Below are 23,817 nucleotides of genomic sequence, written 5' to 3'. Positions count from 1 at the left end.
ATTGTAGCCTCCTTATCTATTTAATCATTTGTTGTTTTAATTTACTTTTATCTACCTTTCCAACGCTTGTTAATGGCCATTGATCAACATACTGTACTTCATCCGGTAACTTAAAAGAAGCAAGTCCTCTTTCTACCAAATAATTCTTTATATCTCTAAGTGTAAGAACGGTACTCCCCTTCAAAATAAATACACCTATTTTTTCTCCGAGAGTCTCATCGGGTATGCCAACAATTTGCACTTCTCTAATATTCTTATTTGTAAGCAAAATATTTTCCAACTCAGAAGGAACTATTTTTTCTCCAGCACGATTTATCATCTCCAACACACGACCAACAATTTTATAATTGTCTCCATATAACTTAGCGGCTCTATCTCCTGTTCTTAAAAAACATTCTTCTGTAAACTGAGTATTATTTAGTTTTGATGAATCATAATATTCCAAAATAGTATATGGTCCCCTAACTATTAGCTCTCCAAAATCTCCATCAGGAACCTCTTTCCCGTTTTCATCAACAATACGAGCTTCGTCAAACTCACTTAACTTCTTCCCTTGAGTATGTAATCTGTCATAATCATCGTCCAAAACCCTAGAGCAAGTAATCAACGACTCACTCATGCCATACAATTGCAATAATTTACAATTAAATTCTTCCTGAATCTTTTTTGCTAAGTTAGAATCAAGAACAGATCCACCTATCTGTATATACTTCAAACTGCTGATATCAGCATCATCATTTTCAAGATATTCTATACACATATTAGCTAAAGTAGGTACCAATGCCATAATGCTAACTTCCTGTTCCTCAATCAAAGGTATTATTTCATCAGGACTGGATACTCTACAAGTAACTACCTTACCACCTTTTGACAATGTCCCAATCATTCCCGGACAACAAAGTGCAAATTTATGGCTCATAGGTAAAGCTGCCAAATACACTGTATCTTCATTCATATCTGTTGCATTTGCCAGTTCTTTTGCTAAATATATAAATTCACAATGCCTATTAGGTATTAGTTTCGGAAAGCCGGTTGTACCTCCTGACAATAAAAATATAGCTGTTTCCTTATACTCTAATTCTTCAACAAATTTATTTTTTCTATTTTGTCTTAAGGTACATAACTTCTCATATTTCTCTGTTTCGCCAATCAAATAAACTTGTAAATCTTCTTTCGTATCTTCTATAATATTAGACACCATATCTTCATATGAAAATCCTAAGTACCTGTTAATTCCAATATATGCTTTTGCATTTGTTTTATTTAAAATTCCCTTAACTTCTGAATATCTATGACCCATCAAGATAATTACAGGAATCACTCCTATACTCATCATTGCAAATAAAATTATAATGAATTCTTTGCTATTAGGAAGTTGAAATAATACTTTATCTCCCTTACGGAAGCCTTGATTTAAAAGTCCATTAGCATAACAATCCACTTCATCTTTAAGTTGTCTATATGTCAATTCTTCATTTTCATCTACAACTGCTACTCTATCGGCGTATGTATTTGACCACATTTTCAAATGTTCGCCAACAGTTAGATGCTCCCAAACATCTTTATCATAAAAGTTGATTAATTGTCTCTTAATCTCTAAATTCATAATATTTGCCCTACCTTTTTAATAGCATAACGCAAAAACAAATTTTTCTTTTTCAAAAATCAAAATCTCCTTTTGAATATTATTTTCTTTATCTATAACTTTCATTACATTATTATTTTTATTAATAACATCAACTGTTTCCAAATTTTGAATTAAACCGACTCCTTTATATTTTAAATAAGCTTCTTTGCAAACCCAATATTTGTAAAAGTCTTTCAAACCTAATATTTTTTCATTGTTAATAAAAAAATTATTCTTAATTTCACTATAATCTATATTTCTTTCTATATTTTCAATATCAACTCCTATATCATTTCTTGAGAAAGCTACTATTGAAAATCCTGTGGTATGTGATATATTAAAATGTAAATTCAAATGATTTCTAATATATGGTTTATTATATTTACCGTAACGCCATCTAATCTCTTCGAATTTTAGTTTCTCAATTTTAGAAAATAGCAAGTTTACTATTGCTTTTGTTACAACATAATTAATTCTGTCACTTTCTTTTCTATACTTCCACATAATTTCAATTTGATCTTTACTTAAATATGGAATACATTCACTTATAATTCCATAACTATTTGTTTCTACAGCAACTACTGCTATACAATCATCATGTATAAATTGAACTACCTCATTAATGTCAAATTTTGTTAATTCTGTAATTTTAATTATTTTTAACGTTTTCATTAATATAGCTTTTTATTTCCCTTATAACCATTTCAGTAGATGTATTTACAAACATATGCTTGCCATCTATATATTTATAGACAAATTCTTTTGTTGTATAATCTTGCCATTTTTTAAGTTCTTCTAATTTCATTTCTTGATCTTTATCTCCCATAAGGCCAAGTATGGGACTTTCTAATTTTTCATGTTTTGTATCTTGATAGTCTTCGTCTATTACAAAATCTGCTCTAAGTGTCGGTAAAAAAATTGAAATCAATTCTTTATTATCTAATATCTCTTTCGGGGTTCCCTCATATCTTCTTAGCCCTTCTATAAAACCTTCGTCATCAAGGTGATAGATTGGATTTGGTTCTTTATACACTGGAGCACGTCCACCTGAAATTATTATTCCTCTTGGATTTTCATAACTTGAATTTTTGATCTTTAAGGCTATTTCATAAACAATTTTTGTTCCCATACTATGTCCAAATAAATAGTAAGGTTTTCCAAAATCAAAATTTTCTTTCATATCATTGAATAATGTTTCAACTAAAATATTAATATCACTTGTAGCCTTTTCAGAAAATCTATTTTCTCTTCCTGGATATTGAGCAACAAATACCCTTACATCTTCAAATTCATATTTCCAATTTCTAAATGCAGATACTCCACCTCCTGCAAACGGAAATATAACAAGACTAGCTTTAATATTGTTTTCGTCTAATTCTTTATTTAGCATTTCAAAATTTTTTGACATAAATTCACCTTTTAATATATTTTTTGTTAGCAATAGCTAACTTTTATTCATTATATACCATTTGATAACATTTATCAATGAGTTTTTGAACTTTTTTGTAAAATAATTAAAAAAAATAGCATAAAAAACTTATTTAAAAGTTATCTATGCTATTAATTATAAGGTTTCATTAAAATGTTTTTTTAATTTTTTAAACGTTTCATCTGATATAACGTGTTCTATAAGACAAGCTTCACTTTCTGCTTGTTTAGGATTAACTCCAAGTTTAATGAATACGCTAGTAAGATACATATGTTTTTTATACATCTTTTCACAAAATTTTTTTGATTCGTCTGTTAAACGAATTATTTTATCATCTCCATAAGTTATCCTACCTTTATTGTCAAGTTTTTTTAGCATTCTTGTAACCGTCGGTCTTTTGTAATCCAAATAGTTAGCAATGTCTATATTTCTAACCTCTTCATTTTCCAAAGATAAAATATATATGGCTTCTAAATAATTTTCTTCAGCAAATTCTCTGTGTAAAATAAATTATTCCCCCTCTTAAATTGTTAGTAACTAATAATTTAATTAAATATCTTTAAATATGATAATTTAAAATATTTTTTAATATCATACATATTATTATAGTTGTAAAAGTATCTATTTCAAAGTGATTTTTTTAATTTTTTAAAATTTAAGTTATCATAAAATAGTGTATTTTTATTAAACAAAAATAGCAAAAATAGCAAAAATAGCAAGCACAGTAAGTGCATATGCACTTACGAAAAAATAGATTAAATCAACTATAAAGCTACTGTTTGTTTTAATCTATTTTGCTTGTTGGGGAATATCCCCAAACCCCTAATTTTTTTAACTTGCATTAGCTATCCTTATAAAAAATATTTACATTCTCTCCTATATGAAATTTGATTATTCTTTTTAAAGGTGATAAAATATAAAATAATTAGAAGCAAAACTCAGGAGTTTTCTTAAAGAATATATAATAAATTAAACCTGTAAAACAAGTTGCTATACTTGCTTTTACAGGTTTTTCTTTTTTTTACTTAACTATATAAAGGAGGGTAATCTATGGCAAATAGAACTAGAAATAACGGGATATATCTAATGCTATCTGATGAAGAATTAGAATTACTGAACAAAAAATATAAAGCATCTAAATGCAAATCTCTTAGACAATTTATTATAAAATGTATTTTAGAAAAAGATATCTTTATTCTAGATATGGATGTTTTTCGTGAAATGTCAACAAATATAAGTCGTACTTCAAGTAGTATAAATCAAATTGCAAAAAGAGTAAACTCAACATCCCTTATATATAAAAATGATGTAGATGATTTGAAAAAATCATTAGAAAAACAAGCAAAAGATATTTTAGCCATGCGTAAAAAAATATACTCTCTTACCTATTCCAATAGTTTTAATAAGGAGAAAAAATAATGGCTGTTACTAAAATCCATCCTATTAAATCTACCTTAAAAGCTGCCCTTGATTATATTATGAATAGCAATAAAACAGACGAAAAAATTCTAATCTCATCTCTAAATTGCAACCCTATAACTGCTCATTTAGAGTTTGAACAAACAAAAATAGAATGTAATTCTAAGGTAAAAGTTTTAGCTAGACATTTAATTCAAGCTTTTGCACCTGGAGAAACTACACCTGAAGAGGCTCACAAAATTGGAATTGAATTATGTGAGAAGGTACTGCAAGGAAAATATGAATACGTAATAACTACCCATGTTGATAAGGAGCATATTCATAACCATATTCTATTTAATAATGTTTCTTTTCATACAGGTAAAGCCTATCAAAGCAATAAAAAATCTTACCATCAAATTAGAAATTATAGTGATGACTTGTGTAGAAAATATAAGTTGTCTGTTATAGATGAAGACTATATGAAGTTTAAAAATAAATATAAAACTAATGGGAAATCATATAAAGAATATATGGAATTTAAAAAAGGAACATCTTGGAAATATAGACTTCAAATATCTATTGATCATGCTATTCAAAAGTCTAATAGCTATGATAACTTTTTAAAAACTATGGAAGAATATGGATACGAAATCAAATTAGGCAAGTACCTATCTTTTCGTCATAAAGAGCAAGGAGAAAAAGGACGATTTATTCGTGCTAAAGAAACTACTCTTGGAAAAGATTATACCAATGAAAAGATCAAGGAAAGAATCGAGAATAATATGAATAAAAAGTTCGTAAAAATTGATTTTGATTCTTCTACGAAAGCATACAAAAAAGTTGATAATATAATAGACTTAAAAAATAATAAAAAGATACAATCTTCTAAAGCTTATGAAATATGGGCAAAGAAGCACAATATGAATACTATGGCTGACACTTTAAATCAACTCAGAAAGTATGGGCTGACATCTAATATAGATCTAGAAAATAAACTTCAACAAGAAGCCATTAATAGGCAAAAAACTTTAGATAAAATTAAGGATATAGAAAAAGATTTGAACAAAATCTATACTGCAATTGAGGCTTTAAACACTTTAAAAATAAATAAATCTATTTATGAAATCTATAAATCAAACTCTAAAGATAAAGAATTTTATGCCGAATACAAAACTCAAATTATTGCATACGAAAAATCAATAACTATTTTAGATAAAAACAAGTATAAAAATTTAAGCATAAAAGAACTATCAAATATTTACGATGAATATAAAAGTAAAAAAGATATTCTTATGGTAGAATATTCCAATAAGAACATCTTGATTTACGAGCTTACTCAATTAAGAAAAAATACAGATAAGTATATTAATAATGAGCTTGGTAAGTGGCAAATACTGTTAAATATTCACAAGAATGTTAAGAAAATTTAAGTATATATCCCTTGATCTACACTTACTTCCCCCAAAAAACTTCAACTCTAAATTTTTGAGAATGATAGTGTAAAATATTATGTATAAACTAAACTATAAAATAGCTACTAAGATCATATTAAAAAACTAAAATTTTCTGATACAAAAAAATATTAAATAAATAGCTCTATAATAAAAGCAGTACGAATACCGCCAATATCTTTTATAAAATTCCATTTTTACCTTTTTCTCATCTTCATCTTTAAAAACCATTTATATTTTCTAATATAGATTTCTTTTCTTTATTTTGTTCTTTTAGTGTTTTCTTAGCTTCAAAAAATTTATAAATAATATTCATAAATTTTTATGTTCTTTATAATTATTATAAATAGATGTCCTTATCCTCTAAAATATCTTCACTAAATCTTTTTTTATTTTTACATCTTTAAAATGATTTAGGTATTTCTCACGTTTTTTATCTACCAACATTAATTATTAATATATATTATTTTCAAATTATTTATGTACTCAAAACTAAAAAACAAACTTAAAATCATCATTTTAGCATTATTTTCCCCTCACCTTATTACATCTATATTTATAAATTAAAACGGAATACTATATAACAATTGGAATATGCTCTATTGTATCAAATATATCATCATGAGTAGCCAAAATTATTATTTTTTTCTTTGATTCCTCTATGAAAAATTCTACAAGCTTCTGTTTTGACTGAAAGTCAAGATTTGAAGTGGGTTCATCTGCTATCAATATATCATTTTCATTGTATAAAGATCTCAAAAAAGCAATTTTTTGCCACTCTCCTCCTGACAATTCTTTTCCTCCAAACCAATTTCCTAAAATTGTATTTGGATTGATATCTTTTATTTTAATTCCTTTAGAGTTTAACAATTTCTTGATTTTCAATACACAATCTGTTTCATTCATTTTATTTAATGCTATGTTTGCTTTTACACTAGTTTCATATCTATTAAAGTCCTGAAATACTACACCTATTCTAGCCCTATATTCTAATAAACTATAGCTCGAAATATTCAAACCATTAACCCTTATTTCTCCTGTATAATCAAAGTATAACCCGCATAATAACTTAAGTAAAGTGCTTTTTCCTCTTCCATTACCCCCTTTGATTATATATAACCCATTGTGATCGAATTTTATATTGATATTGCTAAGCACATTTTTATTTCCATCATAAGAATAAGAAATATTTTTAAGTTCAATCTGATTTATTTTATTTATTTTTCTTAAATCATCTGTTTTTTTATTATTAGTATTATTTTTATCTATTAGCCCAAAAAAAGTTTCTACATAGAGTCTATTACTAATAATAAGCAGCATATTTCCAAGTAACAAATTGGTCTTCTGCATGACAATGTCTAAAGAATAAATATATGCAAGTATTGAACCTAGCAGACCGTCATTTGTAAAAACACTAATACTTTCTACTAAAATTAGATATACTTTTGCAATCAGCTCAATAATATTAAAAATGCTGTTTATTAATAAAGTCAAAACAGTGATCTTTTTGTTCTTAAGTATTATAGCATCTGTAACTTGATCCAATTTTTTTATCAAACTTTCACCAAAGTTATAGAATATTCTCTCTTTACAAGCAATATTATTACTAATCAAATAATTGCAATACTCTTGTTTTCTATATAAAACTATATTATCATTTTCGATATTATAGATATATTTCCCAAATCTAATGTTTATCAAGAAATTAATAATAGGTATCAAAATTATTATAACCCAACTATTGTTTGAGCTTGAGAAAATAATTCCTGAAATAGTAATAATAGCTATTACACTTTCTATAAACTGTACTATATTAAAAAATATTTCTACAACTTTATCTTTACCAAATCTGTTTATTTGGCCTATTTTATTATAAACTTCTTCGTTTTCAAAATCCTTTACGCTTAATTCATTACAATTCTCAGCAAATACTACACATAAATACTTATCCATCGAAAAGCTCAATATGCTATACGAATATTGCTGCAATGAACTTATTAATATAAATGCTATATTTATTATTAAAAATTTCCCTACTGGAATGATCATTGAATTGTCATTTTGGTAACTCACTTGTATAACATTTACCAAGTTTTGTAGAGAGAAGATAGATATGCCAGAGAAAATACCATTTAAAATTGTAAGTAAAATATAAATTATCATATGATTTCTGTTACTATTATATGCAATCTCTATACATCTTTTAATATTTCTCACTATTTTCTCCCTTCTATATATTATTTTAATTCTTGCTTTCGGAAGTATAACGCAGCTATTAAAGAGAGCAATATCATAATTAACACATTAATAACTGGTCCTATTTGATATATATTAAATATCTTTCCAAATAATGAATAACTTATATATGAATAATATAAAACTCCATTTAACTGAAGAGGTAATAACATTGCTATTTGTACAAATAATCTGTTCCTCACATCAGGTAGTAAAAAAGAAGCTATTATAAATAACATTGAAATAACATTTACTATATAAGTTTTTTTAGTTATTGATGATAAAAACAAACATAGTGATCCAAATGATAATGCAGTAACTAAACTTATAGCTATTCTAATCAAATATAAATCTAATAAATTCCAACTATATAGTATTTTGGTGTTTAAAATTTGTACTGGAAAATCCCAACCACTAGTCCCGTAGAAACATAAATTTGGAATAGTTAATATTAATATCATAATTAATGAAAGCAGTACTATATACAAACCAGAAGCTATTATTTTAGCTTTAGATAATTTTTTGACACCATTTCTAGATGATAAAATAATAGAAACCATATTACTTTCGTTCTCTCTAGAAAAAACACCTGAAATAGAGATGGCTACAACTAATAGTATTAATAAGACATATATATCGAAGGTATCATTTATTGAGCTCCATCCTTCATAATACCCATAATTATACGGACCATTTGTACGAATTGCCTTTTCTTTCCAATATTGTCTTTCTTTAGGATGATTTTTTATAGTCTGTGAATTATTAATACTCTTCTCCACTTTCATCATTCTATAATTATAAAAATCATCTAACTTATCATTATAATTTAACAAATCAGATAATACCCAATAAGGTTTATCATCTAATCCTTCATAACTTTCTGATATCCAAGAATAATATCCCCCTAATGGAAGAAATAAAGAGTTATAATCTTTCTTATCCATATAATTTTTAGGATCATAAAATTCTTCATTAGTATTTTTAGTTAATTTTTTTAAATCTTTAATATCACCTAATATTTTATTTGAAGCTAATGGCTTATCAAATCTCTCATTCAAATAATTTGTTTCATATCTAACTGCTTTTTTACCTTTCAATAAGTCATTATCTTCTGTTGTTGTACTATAATTGATTATTTTTGGAATAAATGAATATAAAATTATTAAGGTCATAATAAGAATTGAAATTATATTAACTTTATTCTTTATTATTTTTTTAAATTCATATCCGATTAAACTAAACATTTTTAACATCTCCGACTCTTTTATTATAGTATAAATACAAATCTTCCAAATTAGGTTTAACTAATTTAGAATTGCATGTTTGTTTATTACTAATATATCTAACCCTATAGCAATTATCCTGTTCTTTATAATTTACTACTAAATTATTTTCTAAAAAATCTAACAAACCAGATTTTGATATTATAATTTCATAAATTTTATTTTCTAAAGCTTTTAATACTTCTTCTTCAGTACCTTCAGAAATTATTTCTCCAGATTTTATCATAATTATATTATCGCAAATAGATTCAATATCTTCGGTTATATGTGTAGAATATATAATAATTCTATTTTTACTCTCCTCAGAAATAAAATTCTTAAAAGTCAATCTTTGCATCGGGTCAAGACCAGCCGTTGGTTCATCTAAAAGTATTATTGATGGATTATTAATAAAAGCTTGTATTATTCCTATCCTTCTTTTCATTCCACCGGAATATTTTGCAACATTTCTACTTTTATAATCACGTAATTCAAATTTCTTAAATAGTATCTCACTACGTTCTCTTAATTTTCCTGTCGGAACTCCTTTTAGTTTTCCTATATAATCTATAAATTCCTTACCGCTAAAATTTGAATACACCCCAAAATCTTGGGGTAAATATGATATTTTATCTAAATATTTACTATTATTTCTCTTTACTTTTTCACCATTAAAAACTACATTCCCTGAGCTAGGCTTTAAAAGAGTAGCTAAAATTTTCATCAACGTACTTTTCCCAGATCCATTAGCTCCTAAAAGTCCGTATAATCCTGGTTCTAAAATTAAATTAATATCATTTAGCACTTTCTTATCATATGATTTGCTTAAATTTGAAATTTCTAATCTGTCCATATTTCTATCTCCAATATATAAAATAATCCACACTAAATAATTTTTAAATGTAACTAAAATTTTATAAACAGCTCTTGAGTAAAAGCTCAAGAGCTGTTTATAATTACTTCTGTCCTATTGTTCTTAAAGATGCAACTCTATTTCCAGTTTTGTATTCACCTTTGGAACCACATGAACAACCACAATGTAAACAAGGTGGTATCCAGCTAGTATGTCTTGCATCAGCATGTCCTGTAGTTGTACTACACATACATGCAAATGGTCTAGCTCCACCATTTCCTGTAGAAATAAATTTCATTTTCTCACCTCCTATTTAATATTTTTATCAAAATCTAGTCTTCCAAATTTTTTATGATATCTGGAAAATTTTCCAAACACGCACAATATTCACTTAGAAGATTAGAAAGATAAATCCTTTCTTCTATACAACTTTTATGTCTATAGCTATAATGTATAGAATTGCTATCAAAACAGTTCGTATAGCATAAACCACATAAGTTTATTGCCCAGCAATTTTTGCAGTATTTAGAAGATTCATTAATGAAATCTTTTATATAAAATCTTTTTATTTTATTTATATCAAATCCTTTTTCAACGTTGCCTAAAGACGGTATATTACCAGTCTTTTCACACGGATAAATTTCTCCATCTACTGTTACATACATCCTTTGTTTGCCAGGAACACAACATCCATTCATTCCATAATGAGTAACTGGTTTATCAATACAAAGGCGCTTATGTATTCTCTCAAGCCCTTTATACAATGACTGATCAATTATTGTTTTCTCTTTTCTATTAGTATTTTGCTTCCTAAGCCAATATAACGAAGGATCAATTTTATTTTTAGTGATTTCTCTTTCTTCAATACTCATTGGAAGTATGTATTCAGACTCTTCTGGTCCTAAATCTATTGCGGTAATCAAAATCTGTAAATTTTCTGGTAGCCATTCATTACTATCAATAAAGTTTTGAATCTTAGTGTATTTACCTAAAATATCTTGACCATCTACTACCATGTTAAATACTAATGGGTTCTCCATTTCTTTTCCGCTTTTTTCTTTTACATATTGATAGTTTTTAACACCTTGAATAGCACTTTGAAAACTTCCTTTTCCATTAGCAAAAATTCTATTCTCATTATGTATTTCCTCTGGTCCATCTATACTAAAAATGATATTGAAATTATTTTCAACTATATATTGAGCAGTATCTATATCCATTAATGTTCCGTTACAAGTCATTGCAAATATAACATTTTTATCATATTCAATAGATTTTACTTTAGAGTACTCAACAATTTCTTTTATCAATTTCTTATTTAATAATGGCTCTCCACCATAAAAGCCTATGCATATATCTTCGTTTGTGTCATTCGAATTTTCAAACAACATATTAACAGCTTTGATTGCAATATCTATATTCATATCTCTATGTCCAAAGTCTCTAAATTCTGGATGATTAGGATTATAAATACAATATTTGCATCTTAGATTGCATTTTTCTGTAACCTCTAGCAATAAACTTGTGAGATTATTGGATAAACTATATTCTAGATTGTATACTCCCTCTCCAGTTAATTTAACTACTGGATTTGCAGATAAAACATTTTCTTCTTTTATAGCCTTGAAAATATCTAAAAAACCTTCTTCTAATTGTTCGTCTGTTAAATTCAGTTTATTAAGGTCTTGTATTTTTCCATTTTCTAAAACCGTCTTTAATATTTTATAAACTTCATCAGTTATTTCAGCTATTTTCCCTGTACCCGTATCATAAAAATATTTCTTTTCTTCAGCTTTAAACACTCTTCCTAGTCTAGGTGTATAGTAATCACTTAATATTCGCTTTACTTCTCTATTATTTTCTAATTTTATTAGATACTTTGAATCAAGCATTTTATCATTCACCCCCGCTTTATTTAACTTAACTATAACAACTTATGTGAATTTGTTTATTAAAAAACCATATAGATATAGTAAATATTTAAAAATAAAAATATTAAGATTTCTTTATTTTCCTGATAAAGAAATGCTAATATATAACATTCCTTAATTTATTTCAATATAAAACCTCCACTAGTTTTCAACTAGTGAAGGTTAAAAAATTAATATTTCTTTGTCATTATATTTCAACTACAATTGTCAATTCATTATTTTCTTGAAATGCTTTTATTGTACTCCCTTGTTTTTCTATTATTGTTTTTGCAATAGCTAGCCCTAATCCATTTCCTTCGTAACTATTTTCTCCTCTATAAAAAGTATTAAATATTTTATTTACATCAACTTTATTTACACTCGAAAATTTATTTGTAATGGACAAAGAAACTTTATCTTGATTATTTACTGTTAAATTCGTTATAACTTCTGAGCCTCTATCTGCATATTTAACAGCATTCCTATATATATTTATCAATGCTCTTGCAAAAAGCTCTGAATTCACATCAACGTACACGTTTTCTTCTAAATTATTACTAAGTGTTATATCATGTTTTTTTCTTTCAACATATAAGGATTCTTGTATCTCAATAATTATGTCTTCTAATTTTATATTTTGTTTAGTTAATAAATCAGATTGAACACTATATTTTGATAACTCAAAAAATTTATTTATTAAAGTTTCTAACTGATGAGAACTATCCAAAACTATTTCTAAATACTTATTCCCTTTTTGTCTATCTAATTCTGGATTATCTATTAATAAATTTGTGTAACCTATTATCGCTGTTAATGGTGTTTTAAGATCATGAGCTAAAAACATCATCTCTTGATTGTACTCTATAAATTGAGCTTTTATTTTTTCAGATAAATCATTTTCTAATTTTATTAGTTCTTCTATTTCTCTATCTATAGAAATAAATTCCAATCCATCTTTAACTTTCTCACCTTTTCTTATACTTATAATTCTCTGAGTAATATTATTAACAAAGTTCTTACTTTCATTTTGAAAAAATATATAATTAATATAAAAAGTGATAATAAACACACAGATTATACCAATAACAATATGATTTCTTAAAATTTGCCAATCTAAAATTCCACTAGTATATACTTTACCTAAGTACTTAACTTCTTTTGTTTCAAACAAATAGTTCTTTACAAAAATATCATGTATATTACTCCCAAGTATTATATAAACTATAAACAAAATAAGTAGGAAAAACAACAAACTTTTTATTAATAATCTTTTTTCTTTAGTCAACATAATAGCCAACTCCCCATGACGTTTTTATATATTTATGATTATCAAAACTATCATTTAACTTCAATCTTAAATTTCTAATATGTACAGCCACTGAATTACATTCTCTATTATAGTAATCATCTCCACTAATTAACTTAAATAAATTTTCAGTTGATATAATTTTCCCTTTACATTTTATTAGCTCTTTTAAAATCTTATATTCTGATTGGGTAAGATCTAACTTTTTATCATTTTTAAATACCATCTGTTTGTCCATATCGATTTCTAAATCTTTATAATATATGATGGTATAATTTGAATTTTTGCTATATTCTTCATTTCGCCTAATCATTGCATTAACTCTAGCAACCAATTCACTTGGATCAAAAGGTTTTTTCAAATAATCATCAGCTCCCTTGCCTAATCCATCTATTACATCTAAATTGGTATTTCTTGCACTAACAAGAATAATCGGATACTTATACTTATCTCTCAATTTTATTAACATCTCTATACCATCTATTTCCGGCATCATTATATCTAACAACAAGATATCGGGAATGTTGTCGATTAAATATTCTAATGCATTGACTGGTGACAAAAAAGTTACAACATTATAATTAGCATTTTCTAAATAAATTCTCATTAGATCTGCTAACCTTTCATCGTCATCTACAATTACAATGTTTTTTTTCAATAGTCTACCTCTTACTCTCAATTTATATTTTTTTATTTATCTTTATTAATACCTTGTTTTTAAATATGCAAAATAATCATCTTACTTACAGTATTCTATTACAAATAGTATATGATATCTTAACTGATTATTCAATATTACATTCAATTCAGCAATAAAAAAACATGGCAGTCCGAAGACCGCCATACTACCTCTCAACTCCTTTATGATGCTCCAACTTTTTTATATTTTCTTTATTCTTACTTTTTAAATCGCCTATTTGCCCTAATATAGATTTCTTTCCTTTATTTTTCTTCTTTAACTGTTCTCTTGTTTTTAAAAGTTTAGTAGATAGAATACGCACGTTCTTATATTCTTTTCCATTATTATCTATAAATGTCTTTACTTGTCCAAATATCTTTACGAAATCTCCTTTTCTATAGTTTGCTACATCCTTTGCTTTTTCTCCATAAGCCGAACATCTTGTATAGATTTTATTTCCTTTCTCGTCTTTTGATACTACTGAAAAATTACTTACTTTAAATTTTTCACCATTTGCATTTTCTTTTTCTAGATTTTTAACTTCTCCAACTATATTTCCTACCAAATTTACTAAATCATCTTTTTCTTCAATACTATTTTCATTTTCAACAATTTTCCCTTGCTCTTTCATTTCATCAATCATATAATCGAAACCTTCACTCAATAATACACTTGTATCATTTTCCATATACTTATCATATATCTCCTCAAGAGCCTTTTCGTCATCTATTCCTTTTTCTATACCTACAATCGCTTTTATAAAATCCTTGTAATTGTCATTTGCCATTTTTTTAATATTCTCTCTAATATCTTTGTAATACATATATTTATCCTCCTGTATTTCAAATTGCTTTATTTTATCCAATGTTAATACTGGTTCGTCTACATCTTTTTCGATAAAATCTGTTAACTAAAATTTATTATTATCTAAATTTTCTATTTCCTGTTCTAATAAGCTTGATATTAATTTTTTGAATTTTTACATCAAATGTAAATTTTCCCTCTAAGAAAATCTTCAAACTTATCTTTTTCAAATCCCATATCTACCTTTAAAATAAATATAAGAACAAAATCTGACCCTCTTATTACCTTTCTTGTATCTTATCATTTTTATCTTTTATCTCTTCTATTCTTTCTTGCTCTTTAAATTCTGCAATTTTTTCTAATATAGACTGCTTTTCTTCTTTAGCATGAAAATTATCTTCAACATCATAAGTAGATTCAAAATAATCAGAATCTTTAAAGTCATTATCATATCTATCAGGAATTCCATCATTATCCAAGTCTAAATTTAATGGATCATAAAAATTACCTTCATCATCTATTTCAAATCCAAGAATTTCCTTTAACTTTTTTTCATCAACTGCTAAAAGCTCACTAAAATCCCAAAAGCCAATATCCGTCTTTATTTGTATTAACTCTTCCAAATCACTTGCATCTAAGGGATCATAGGTGTATTGAAAGCTGTCAATTAGGTTCTTATCTACATAGGTGTTCATCTTGTAATTTATTAAATCTAAACTTACTTGTATTTCATGTTTTTCATCTGGTGTAGTTGTATAAGCTATTCCTATATCTGTTAAGTCAGGAAATATAGTATCAAAGTCCTCTAACCTGTTTTCTTCATCATATTCTCTGTTAAGGAAATCTATCAATTCTTCCTTTACTTCTTCTAGCAATGGATTATCTTGGCTTATATCTTCACTTTTTCCCATATCTAGTAAATTATTTACTTCTGCAAGTCTTAGTGTCTTATCCTTTAAAAGTTCAGCTTGTGGAAATGTCTTTTGTATTTCAATTTTAGCTGTTTGAAATTGCTCCTCTATATCTTTTAGTTTTGAAATTGTATTTTCTAATCTTTCTGGTAATTTATCCAATACATTATCCATTCTTGTTATATTACCTATTTCATCTGTTCCAAACTCTCCTCTATATTCTCCCTTACCTTTTAATATAAAGTTATATTTATTGAAAAAAGAATCATATTTTATGGATAAATCAAAATTTCTATAATCACCTATTTTTTCTCCATCTTTATCCATTTCCCTATATATTTTAACTCCCTTAATTTTGTTCAACAAAAACTCTCCAGCTATTTTCTTATCTATATACTTCTTTCCGTCAATAATTAGAGAGGTAAATTTATTATCTTCTTTTAAATTTTTATCTACTTCTCTATAAGGCTCAACATTTTTAATATCTTCCTTTAAGTTCTCTATCCTTTCTTTTAATCTTTCTATTTCCTTTGGATAAAATTTAACTACTTTATCTTCCAGCTTGTAAAGATTTGATTTGAAATTGGACTCTAGCATTTTAAGTTTAGAAACTTCAACATCAAGGTCCATCTTCTCCTTTATTAATGGATTTCCTGTTGCAAGAGCTTTGATTTCGGCATAGTTTAATGTGGCTTCGTCTACATCTTCTGCAACTCTTACAGGAGTCTTTGAAGTCATAATTTGGGAAATATATTTTTGTTTATTCTCTAAGGTTTGGAATAGGTAGGCATCAAAAGTATTTTCTGTTACATATCTAAATATATGGACTTCCTTATTCTCATTTCCCTGCCTCACAATCCTGCCTGCCCTTTGAGAAAGATCAGCAGGTCTCCATGGTATATCAAGATCGTGAATTGCAATTAGTTTGTCTTGGGCATTAGTACCTGCTCCCATTTTCTGTGTTGAACCAAGTAAGACTCTTATTTCTCCTTTTCTTACCTTATCAAAGATAGCGTCTTTTTCCATATTGTTTTTTGCCTTATGAATAAATTCTATTTCATTTTCAGGTACTCCCATATCTATAAGTTTTGTTTTAATATCATCATAGATATTAAAATCATTACTTGGTGTAGACATATCACAAAATATTAATTGAGCAGATTTTTTATCTTTATATTTATCCCAAATGCTAAATACATTTTTTATACAGGTATTCACCTTACTATTAGGATCATCAGAAAGTAAAGGATTGATTAACCTTTGGTCAAGTGCCATTTTCTTTCCGTCATTTGTAATCAAAAGCATATTATCAACACTTGCATCTACCTGCTTATCACGAACCTTATCTGCTCTCTCGGAAAAAGTTTCAAGAATTTCTTTTTGTTCTTCGGTAGGCTTTGTTTTTATAGTTTCATAATGGGCAATTGGTGTAGGAAGATTTAAAACATCAACTGTTTTAATATCCATAAATCCTTTTACAGTATTCATAAGTTCAGGAAGATTATAAAATTTTGCAAATCTGGTTTTGCTCCTATAACCATTACCCTCAGGATTTAATTCTATTGCCGTTATTGTTTCTCCAAAAGTAGACGCCCAAGAATCGAAATGTTGCAATTTCATCTTTTTTAATTCATCATACTGTAAATATCTCTGCATGGTATAAAGTTCAGCCATACTGTTGCTTACTGGTGTACCTGTGGCAAATACTAATCCTTTATTATTAGTTATTTCATCCATATAGCGGCATTTCATAAGCATATCTGATGATTTTTGTGAATCTGTAGAAGTAATTCCTGCTACATTCCTCATTTTAGAAAATAGATAGAGGTTTTTGTATGCGTGGGCTTCATCTACAAATAACTTATCTACTCCCAGTTCCTCAAAGGTTACAACGTCATCTTTCTTATAATCAGCATTTAGTTTTTCTAACTTTGTCTCTAATTTTTTCTTTGTTTTTTCTAATTGCTTTACAGTAAATCTTTGATCCCTTTCTCTCTTATATTCATCTATATAGTCAATGATTTCATCAATTTGACCTTGCAATTCATATTCTTGTCTTTCTTTTGATATAGGAATTTTTTCAAATTGACTGTGCCCTATAATAACAGCATCAAAACTTCCTGTAGCAATACGACTACAAAATCTTTTTCTTCTATCTGGTGTAAAATCTTTTTCTGTAGCACATAATACATTAGCTCCTGGATAAAGTTCATTAAATTCTCTTCCAAATTGCTCTACAATGTGGTTAGGAACAACAAACATTGACTTATTACTCATACCAAGTCTTTTTGACTCCATGGCTATACCTATCATTTCAAAGGTTTTTCCTGCTCCTACTTCATGGGCAAGTAAAGTATTTCCACCAAACAAACCTCTTGCTATGGCATCTTTTTGATGTGCTCTTAATTCTATTTCAGGATTCATTCCTTCAAAAGTAAGATTAGATCCATCATATTCCCTTTGTCTTATGGAATTGAATCTTTCGTTATAATCTTCTACTAATCTATTTCTTCTTTCCACATCATCAAATATCCAGCTTTTAAATTCTTCTTTTATCATCTCTTGCTTACTTCTTGCAAGCATTGTTTCTTTTTGATTAAGCACAGATTTTTTCTTTCCATCACTGTCTTCTACTTGGTCAAATACCTTAGTATCTCTTAAATTTAAAGTATCTTCTATCAATTTGTAGGCATTTACCCTATTTGTACCATAGGTAAAAGAAGCAAGGTCATTGTCCCTATCAGAGCTTTTTCCTTCAACTCTATATTCTCCTGTAAAGTCAGAATACTTAATATCTATATTCCACCTTGATGAAACTGGTGTTTTCAACAAATCAAACATAAATTTTTTGTAATCTTGTTCCGGTATCCATGTTGCACCCATTCTAACTGTAATCTCACTTGCATCTAGTGCTTTAGGCATTACTTCCACTAGCTTTGCTTTTTGAAAATGTAACTCTTCTAATTCTTTTTTTAAGAGTTTACTATCCTCTAGATTTTCTTCCTTTCCTAACTCTTTTTCGATGTTTTTAATATAAGAGTCTACAACTTCAATTTTATCTCTTATATTTCCTGACAAGTATTCATCAGCACTTACGTAAGGTCTTGAAAAATCTCCTAGCTCATTAGCAGACTTAAATGGATTTATATCATTAGGTTCAAAGGAATCTAAATTTAAAAATATTTCTCCCTTTAATTCTTCTATTAATTTATCTCTTGTTTTTCCTGTCAATTCTTCCATATAATCAAAATTTATTTTACCTTTTTGACTAATAGAGAGTACCAGAGCATCTATTGCCCTATCTGTATGATCTATTATTACAGCTTTTTTTATAGTTCTCTTGTTAAAGATGTCAGATTTTCCTATAAAGTTGCCTTCTTTATCTAATTTTTCCAAAGTTGAAATTAAAGAAAAATTGGCATCTTCTCTAAATAACTTTTTATTGGTTTTTGAATTTAGTCTTCCATGTTTGCTATTGAAATCATCGTAGAATTTATTTAGATTTTCTTGTTCTTTTTTTATCTCTTCATCTGAATAGTCTTCTCTTTGATAGGTTATAACTTTCCTTAGACTTTCATTTAATCTTAAATATTTTTTTACCTTATCTTTATCCTTTTGGTTTAAGGATATTCTTTGCATAATTGAATTTTCTCTAAAATATATTTCATCATCCACTAAAGCAAAAGAATAGTTTTTAACACTATCATCAGCTGGTATTGTTTCTTCTCCTAAATCATCATTTATTTGAGCTTCTTCATACCTACCTTGGATATTTTTAATGGCTTTTTTTAGTCCTTCTTCTAAAGAAATATCTTTATTTTCAATACATGCAAGGCTTGTCCCAAATCTTGACGGTATTTCTTCCATAGTCCCTATTACCATCTGAGGATTATCTACAAAGTATTTATTATATATTAGTCCTTTTGCATCTTTGTCTAGCTTTATCCAGTCTTCATCTATCTTTAATAGCCTATTTCTCTTTTTTAAAAAGATTATATCTGAAGTTACTTCTGTTCCAGCTACCCCTTTAAATGTAGTATTTGGCAGTCTTATTGCTCCTAAAAACTCTGCTCTTTCCGATATATATCTTCTAACATCTTCACTTTTTTTATCCATTGTTCCTGAAGATGTTATAAAGGCAATGATGCCGCCATCTCTAACCTTATCTAAAGTTTTAGCAAAAAAATAATCGTGAATTAGAAAGTTATTTCTTTCGTACTCACGATCTGCTATTTTAAATTCTCCAAAAGGAATATTTCCTATGGCCACATCAAATAGGTTATTAGAAAAATTGGTTTCTTCAAAGCCTTTTATTTGTATATTGGAATTAGGGTAAAGTTCTTTGGCAATTTGTCCACTAATGCTATCTAATTCAACTCCATAAAAGTTTGACTCTTTCATTTCTTCAGGTAGATTTCCTATAAATCTACCTGTCCCAGCACTTGGTTCTAATATATTTCCTTTTTCAAAGCCAAGATTAGAAAGACTTTCATAGATAGCGTCTATAACTACTTTCGGCGTATAAAAAGCTGTTAGGGTTGATTCTCTTGCCCTATTATATTCTTCCCCAGTTAGATTTTCTTTTAAAAAGTTTCTTGCATCAAGCCATTGACCTTCCTTTTCTTCATCAAATACATCAGAAAGTCCTCCCCAGCCGATATATTTTGCCAAAATTTCCTGTTCATCTTTTCTTGCACTTCTATTTTCTTTTTCTAAAGCCTTTAAGACATTTATAGCTTCAATGTTGTTTTTTAATCTCTGTGAAGGTGGTAGGTTTTCCTCTTCATTAATAATTTTATAGTTTTCTAAAGAAACTTCAGAAACCCCTTCTATATTTTCTCTATCATTCCTTATTAAATTATTATTTTCTTTCCATTCCTTATATTCTTCTAACTTCTTATCAATAGTTTCTTTTCTATGAGTGGTTAATTTCAATGAATTACCATCTCCGTCAATTTTGTCGATTCCTTTGAGGTAAGAAAAAGGTAGAGTAAATTCCCTATAATTTTTTGGATTAGACGAACTATATACTAAAAATTCTTCCTTTTCATTATCAACTCTTACTATAAACTGATCAGCAATAAGAGAAGATTTATTATTTATTACATCAAGGCTTTTATGTAAAAGCCTTGAATTGTCTTTTTTAACTTTTTCTTCGTTATTATTGTCAATATCTTCAAAGCTAATTTGTTCTACTAATTCCTCTTTATCGATAGATTGTTTTTTACTTAATATATCTTTTTCACTAGATTTATATTCTTCTAAATCTTCCTTTCTTACAAAGATATTAGAAACAGGTCTTTCTCTACTATATATTACTTCAGTAATACCACTCTTATCTATTGTACTTAAAGCTAATCTACCCATTCCAGCTTCATTAAATTCATTTTCTTTAATTAAATATTCCTTATTTCTAAATTGAACTGGTAATCCTAAAAGACTATAATCTTCTATTTCTAACGGAATTAATTCCTCTTTTTTTATAACTTCCAAATCAAGATCTTTGTAGTCATTAAAAAGAATTATTTCACTTCCGGTAATAAAACCATTCATTAGTCCTGTGCTATCTTCTAGTTCTATAGTTTTAGGACTTGTAGTATCGTTAATGGCAGTTATAGTGTATTCTTTTCCTTTGTATCTAACATTCATACCTTCTTTAAATGGATTTTCTTCTTGCCTTGTTCTATCATTTTCAATTTGCTGATTTAAATATCCATTTAAAAGCACTTCTCTATGTTTATCATCAAGTAAATAAGGTAAGTTACTTAATATGTCCTTATAACTTTTATATTTTATAGCTTGATTAGAATTTAAAATATACCCATTGTATCGTAAATTTTGTTTAAGAGATTTTCCCTTAACATCTAAGATTAGCTCTACCTTATACCCTTCTTTTCCATCTATAATATTTTCTGGTTTTTTTAATAATCCATCTTCTATTTTCTTTGACAGTAGTAAGTATTCTTCATCTTGAGGATCAAAATAGTATTCTCTTTTTTCTTTGATATCCTTATCTATTAACATGGAAAGAACTTGTTTCTTATCTCTTATTTCTTCAATTTTGGATTTTTCTTCTTGCGATAAATTTATATTAAAAGTGATTTTATTTTCTTCATTTATATGTGCTAAATTTTGATATGCTCCATTGATTTCAAGATTTTTATTAAAAACATATATATCATTATAATAATCTGGAAATTGCTGATTAAAGCTTTGAACATCTATATCATAGCCTTCCTCAAATTTTGTAACTTTATCATCAGTAATTTCAAATAAACCTTCCCTTTCCAATTCTAATACATCATTTAAATTTGTAAGATTTGCTTCTTTCATTTTGGCAGTAATTTCATCAAACAAACTGTCTATTTTTTTGCTATCTTCAAAAGATTTCCCTTTATATAAAGTATAGATCTTTCCTTGTGAGTTTTCCTTTCTTGGATAAACTCTAATTCCTGTTTCTTCTAATTCTATATCCTTTGTTTTATATTTATCTACTAAAGCATAATAAAATCCTACTTTTACTGCTATTTTATCTTCTACAATCTCTTTTGTTAATTTTTCTTCTACTTCATTTCTTAATACTTCTAAAGCTTTTAAATCGCTTTCTTTAAAGGAATGTGAGAATAGTTTTAAGTCCTTATCAAAATAGGCATCATATGAATAATATATTATTTGATTATGGTTATTATCATATCCACTGGAAATATCTTTTATTTTTAAATATTTATTATCCTCTGTTCTAACTATATCTCCCACTTTTATAGAGAGTATCTCCTTATCATCTTCTATATTGTTTTCATGTGAATTATTTAAATATTCTCTATATCTATTTTCTATTCTAATAGCTAATTCTTTAACCTTATCTATTGCCTTCATATCATCCGGAAGATTTCCCTGTTTATCGGCAACTTCTCTCATGATTTTTACATATTCTCTTTGGAATACAGAGTTAAAACTTGCTAAGGTATTATTTCCTAAGTTTTCTCTTGCCTTTATAATTTCATTTTCTAAAACTTTATCCTTAACTAATACATCAAAAATTCTATCTTCAATTTGATTTATTGAAATTATTTTTTCATCTATCTTATTTCCTTCTATAGTTTGATTAAGTTCTATCTGACTTTTTCCTATTTGTTCATAAAGAAATTCAAAGTCTCTTTGGTTGATCTCATTTCCATCACCTATGTCTATCTTATAGTGATCAACTATTTTCCCATCTACTATATGGTTAAAATAGAATTTGGAATACCCCTCCCACTTATCAGTCATCTGCCCATATTCATCTTCTCCTAAGGTCTTATTATGAAGTCTTATCTTTTCATCTATTTCCCTTATTTCATCTAATAGTTCTTTAGTCAGCCTTTGTCCTGCATAATCTTTTTCTATTAGACTTGAACCCTCATTAAACTCAATTATCCAATAATCATCTTTTCTATGGCTATCTAAATCAAAACCTATATTCTCTTTATTTTTATTAGGATAAAATTCCTTAAATTCTTCAAAACCATTTACTATATCATCATCTATAACTTCTTTGTTAGAATTAACTACAATATTTGGAATATCATCATATCGACTTTGACTTTCTAAAAGGTAATATTCTCTTCCTTCTATTTCTTCCTTTTCTTTAATATAAAAAGTGTCATGTATTCCCTCAAGAATAATTCCATCGTCTAACTGGTCTAATGGTATATCTAATTGTTTTTCAAAGGCTATGGAATATATTTCTTCTTTTAAAAAGTTTGGCATAAATTCATCATAAATGATAAGTTTTCCATCATCACCTATACTTGCTACAGACTGTCCTTGATAATAATATATAGAACTATTATTTGTTCTTTCTATATATACATCATTATCAGTTGGAGGCAAATCATCTTGATAATTTATATACTCCTGGCTTTCTTTTTCTGTTTTATTTATTTCCTGATCTGTTTTTTTCTTCCTAT

At 27.2% G+C, this 23,817-nt stretch carries 15 protein-coding genes; 2 read left to right on the top strand and 13 right to left on the bottom strand.

The features are described from left to right. Positions 1-16 precede the first annotated feature (16 nt). From HMPREF0078_RS02235 to HMPREF0078_RS02220, 4 genes are all read right to left on the bottom strand, one after another. Positions 17-1,606 (bottom strand): AMP-binding protein, encoded by a 1,590-nt coding sequence (locus HMPREF0078_RS02235; protein ID WP_004838455.1) that lies wholly within the window; start codon positions 1,604-1,606, stop codon positions 17-19. Positions 1,607-1,624: 18 nt separating this feature from the next. Further along, positions 1,625-2,299, bottom strand: a complete 675-nt coding sequence (locus tag HMPREF0078_RS02230; protein ID WP_004838454.1) for a 4'-phosphopantetheinyl transferase family protein — start codon at positions 2,297-2,299, stop codon at positions 1,625-1,627. Continuing rightward, positions 2,277-3,035, bottom strand: a complete 759-nt coding sequence (locus HMPREF0078_RS02225; protein WP_004838453.1) for a thioesterase II family protein — start codon at positions 3,033-3,035, stop codon at positions 2,277-2,279. The genes HMPREF0078_RS02230 and HMPREF0078_RS02225 overlap by 23 nt, the downstream gene beginning before the upstream one ends. 156 nt (positions 3,036-3,191) lie before the next feature. Continuing rightward, the gene (locus HMPREF0078_RS02220; RefSeq protein ID WP_073998359.1) at positions 3,192-3,563 is read right to left on the bottom strand and encodes a metal-dependent transcriptional regulator; all 372 of its coding nucleotides are present in this window, start codon (positions 3,561-3,563) and stop codon (positions 3,192-3,194) included. A 543-nt stretch (positions 3,564-4,106) separates the two neighbouring features. Here HMPREF0078_RS02220 and HMPREF0078_RS02215 point away from each other — a divergent pair. Together HMPREF0078_RS02215 and HMPREF0078_RS02210 are read left to right on the top strand one after the other, a co-directional pair. Continuing rightward, a complete protein-coding gene (locus HMPREF0078_RS02215; protein ID WP_004838451.1) occupies positions 4,107-4,475 on the top strand; it encodes a hypothetical protein in 369 nt (122 codons plus the stop codon). Then, positions 4,475-5,887 (top strand): relaxase/mobilization nuclease domain-containing protein, encoded by a 1,413-nt coding sequence (locus HMPREF0078_RS02210; RefSeq protein WP_004838450.1) that lies wholly within the window; start codon positions 4,475-4,477, stop codon positions 5,885-5,887. Before HMPREF0078_RS02215 ends, HMPREF0078_RS02210 begins: the two co-directional genes overlap by 1 nt. Positions 5,888-6,484: 597 nt before the next feature. Here HMPREF0078_RS02210 and HMPREF0078_RS02205 read toward each other — a convergent pair. The 9 genes from HMPREF0078_RS02205 to HMPREF0078_RS02165 all read right to left on the bottom strand — a co-directional run bounded on the left by HMPREF0078_RS02205 (position 6,485) and on the right by HMPREF0078_RS02165 (position 23,617). Continuing rightward, complete coding sequence (locus HMPREF0078_RS02205) at positions 6,485-8,125, bottom strand: ATP-binding cassette domain-containing protein (RefSeq protein ID WP_081445738.1); 1,641 nt, start codon at positions 8,123-8,125, stop codon at positions 6,485-6,487. A gap of 20 nt (positions 8,126-8,145) precedes the next feature. Further along, the gene (locus tag HMPREF0078_RS02200) at positions 8,146-9,387 is read right to left on the bottom strand and encodes an ABC transporter permease (RefSeq protein ID WP_167317028.1); all 1,242 of its coding nucleotides are present in this window, start codon (positions 9,385-9,387) and stop codon (positions 8,146-8,148) included. After that, complete coding sequence (locus HMPREF0078_RS02195) at positions 9,380-10,258, bottom strand: ABC transporter ATP-binding protein (protein WP_039920408.1); 879 nt, start codon at positions 10,256-10,258, stop codon at positions 9,380-9,382. The genes HMPREF0078_RS02200 and HMPREF0078_RS02195 overlap by 8 nt, the downstream gene beginning before the upstream one ends. A gap of 103 nt (positions 10,259-10,361) precedes the next feature. After that, positions 10,362-10,556 carry an Apre_1838 family putative sactipeptide bacteriocin gene (locus tag HMPREF0078_RS02190; RefSeq protein ID WP_004838446.1) on the bottom strand — a complete coding sequence of 65 codons (195 nt, stop codon included), beginning with the start codon at positions 10,554-10,556 and terminating at the stop codon, positions 10,362-10,364. Positions 10,557-10,590: 34 nt separating this feature from the next. Beyond that, a complete protein-coding gene (locus tag HMPREF0078_RS02185; protein ID WP_208853655.1) occupies positions 10,591-12,162 on the bottom strand; it encodes a radical SAM/SPASM domain-containing protein in 1,572 nt (523 codons plus the stop codon). Between the two features lie 214 nt (positions 12,163-12,376). After that, positions 12,377-13,456, bottom strand: coding sequence for a sensor histidine kinase (locus HMPREF0078_RS02180; protein ID WP_004838444.1), 1,080 nt, complete (start codon positions 13,454-13,456; stop codon positions 12,377-12,379). Continuing rightward, positions 13,446-14,132, bottom strand: coding sequence for a response regulator transcription factor (locus tag HMPREF0078_RS02175; RefSeq protein WP_039920406.1), 687 nt, complete (start codon positions 14,130-14,132; stop codon positions 13,446-13,448). The genes HMPREF0078_RS02180 and HMPREF0078_RS02175 overlap by 11 nt, the downstream gene beginning before the upstream one ends. 187 nt (positions 14,133-14,319) lie before the next feature. Next, positions 14,320-14,976, bottom strand: coding sequence for a single-stranded DNA-binding protein (locus HMPREF0078_RS02170; protein WP_039920404.1), 657 nt, complete (start codon positions 14,974-14,976; stop codon positions 14,320-14,322). Between the two features lie 262 nt (positions 14,977-15,238). Further along, positions 15,239-23,617, bottom strand: coding sequence for an SNF2-related protein (locus HMPREF0078_RS02165; protein ID WP_407647772.1), 8,379 nt, complete (start codon positions 23,615-23,617; stop codon positions 15,239-15,241). Positions 23,618-23,817 lie beyond the last annotated feature (200 nt).

Source organism: Anaerococcus vaginalis ATCC 51170, assembly GCF_000163295.1.
Lineage (GTDB): Bacteria > Bacillota > Clostridia > Tissierellales > Peptoniphilaceae > Anaerococcus > Anaerococcus vaginalis.
The sequence above is the reverse complement of the archived record's forward strand: the minus strand, read 5'-3'. Positions and strand labels throughout refer to the sequence as shown.

What these genes read in the sequence shown, in the direction of transcription:
- HMPREF0078_RS02235 (WP_004838455.1), bottom strand. Translation starts at nt 1,606, where the DNA reads ATGAATTTAGAGATTAAGAGACAATTAATCAACTTTTATGATAAAGAT.
- HMPREF0078_RS02230 (WP_004838454.1), bottom strand. Translation starts at nt 2,299, where the DNA reads ATGAAAACGTTAAAAATAATTAAAATTACAGAATTAACAAAATTTGAC.
- HMPREF0078_RS02225 (WP_004838453.1), bottom strand. Translation starts at nt 3,035, where the DNA reads ATGTCAAAAAATTTTGAAATGCTAAATAAAGAATTAGACGAAAACAAT.
- HMPREF0078_RS02215 (WP_004838451.1), top strand. Translation starts at nt 4,107, where the DNA reads ATGGCAAATAGAACTAGAAATAACGGGATATATCTAATGCTATCTGAT.
- HMPREF0078_RS02210 (WP_004838450.1), top strand. Translation starts at nt 4,475, where the DNA reads ATGGCTGTTACTAAAATCCATCCTATTAAATCTACCTTAAAAGCTGCC.
- HMPREF0078_RS02200 (WP_167317028.1), bottom strand. Translation starts at nt 9,387, where the DNA reads ATGTTTAGTTTAATCGGATATGAATTTAAAAAAATAATAAAGAATAAA.
- HMPREF0078_RS02195 (WP_039920408.1), bottom strand. Translation starts at nt 10,258, where the DNA reads ATGGACAGATTAGAAATTTCAAATTTAAGCAAATCATATGATAAGAAA.
- HMPREF0078_RS02190 (WP_004838446.1), bottom strand. Translation starts at nt 10,556, where the DNA reads ATGAAATTTATTTCTACAGGAAATGGTGGAGCTAGACCATTTGCATGT.
- HMPREF0078_RS02180 (WP_004838444.1), bottom strand. Translation starts at nt 13,456, where the DNA reads ATGTTGACTAAAGAAAAAAGATTATTAATAAAAAGTTTGTTGTTTTTC.
- HMPREF0078_RS02170 (WP_039920404.1), bottom strand. Translation starts at nt 14,976, where the DNA reads ATGTATTACAAAGATATTAGAGAGAATATTAAAAAAATGGCAAATGAC.
- HMPREF0078_RS02165 (WP_407647772.1), bottom strand. Translation starts at nt 23,617, where the DNA reads ATGCCAAACTTTTTAAAAGAAGAAATATATTCCATAGCCTTTGAAAAA.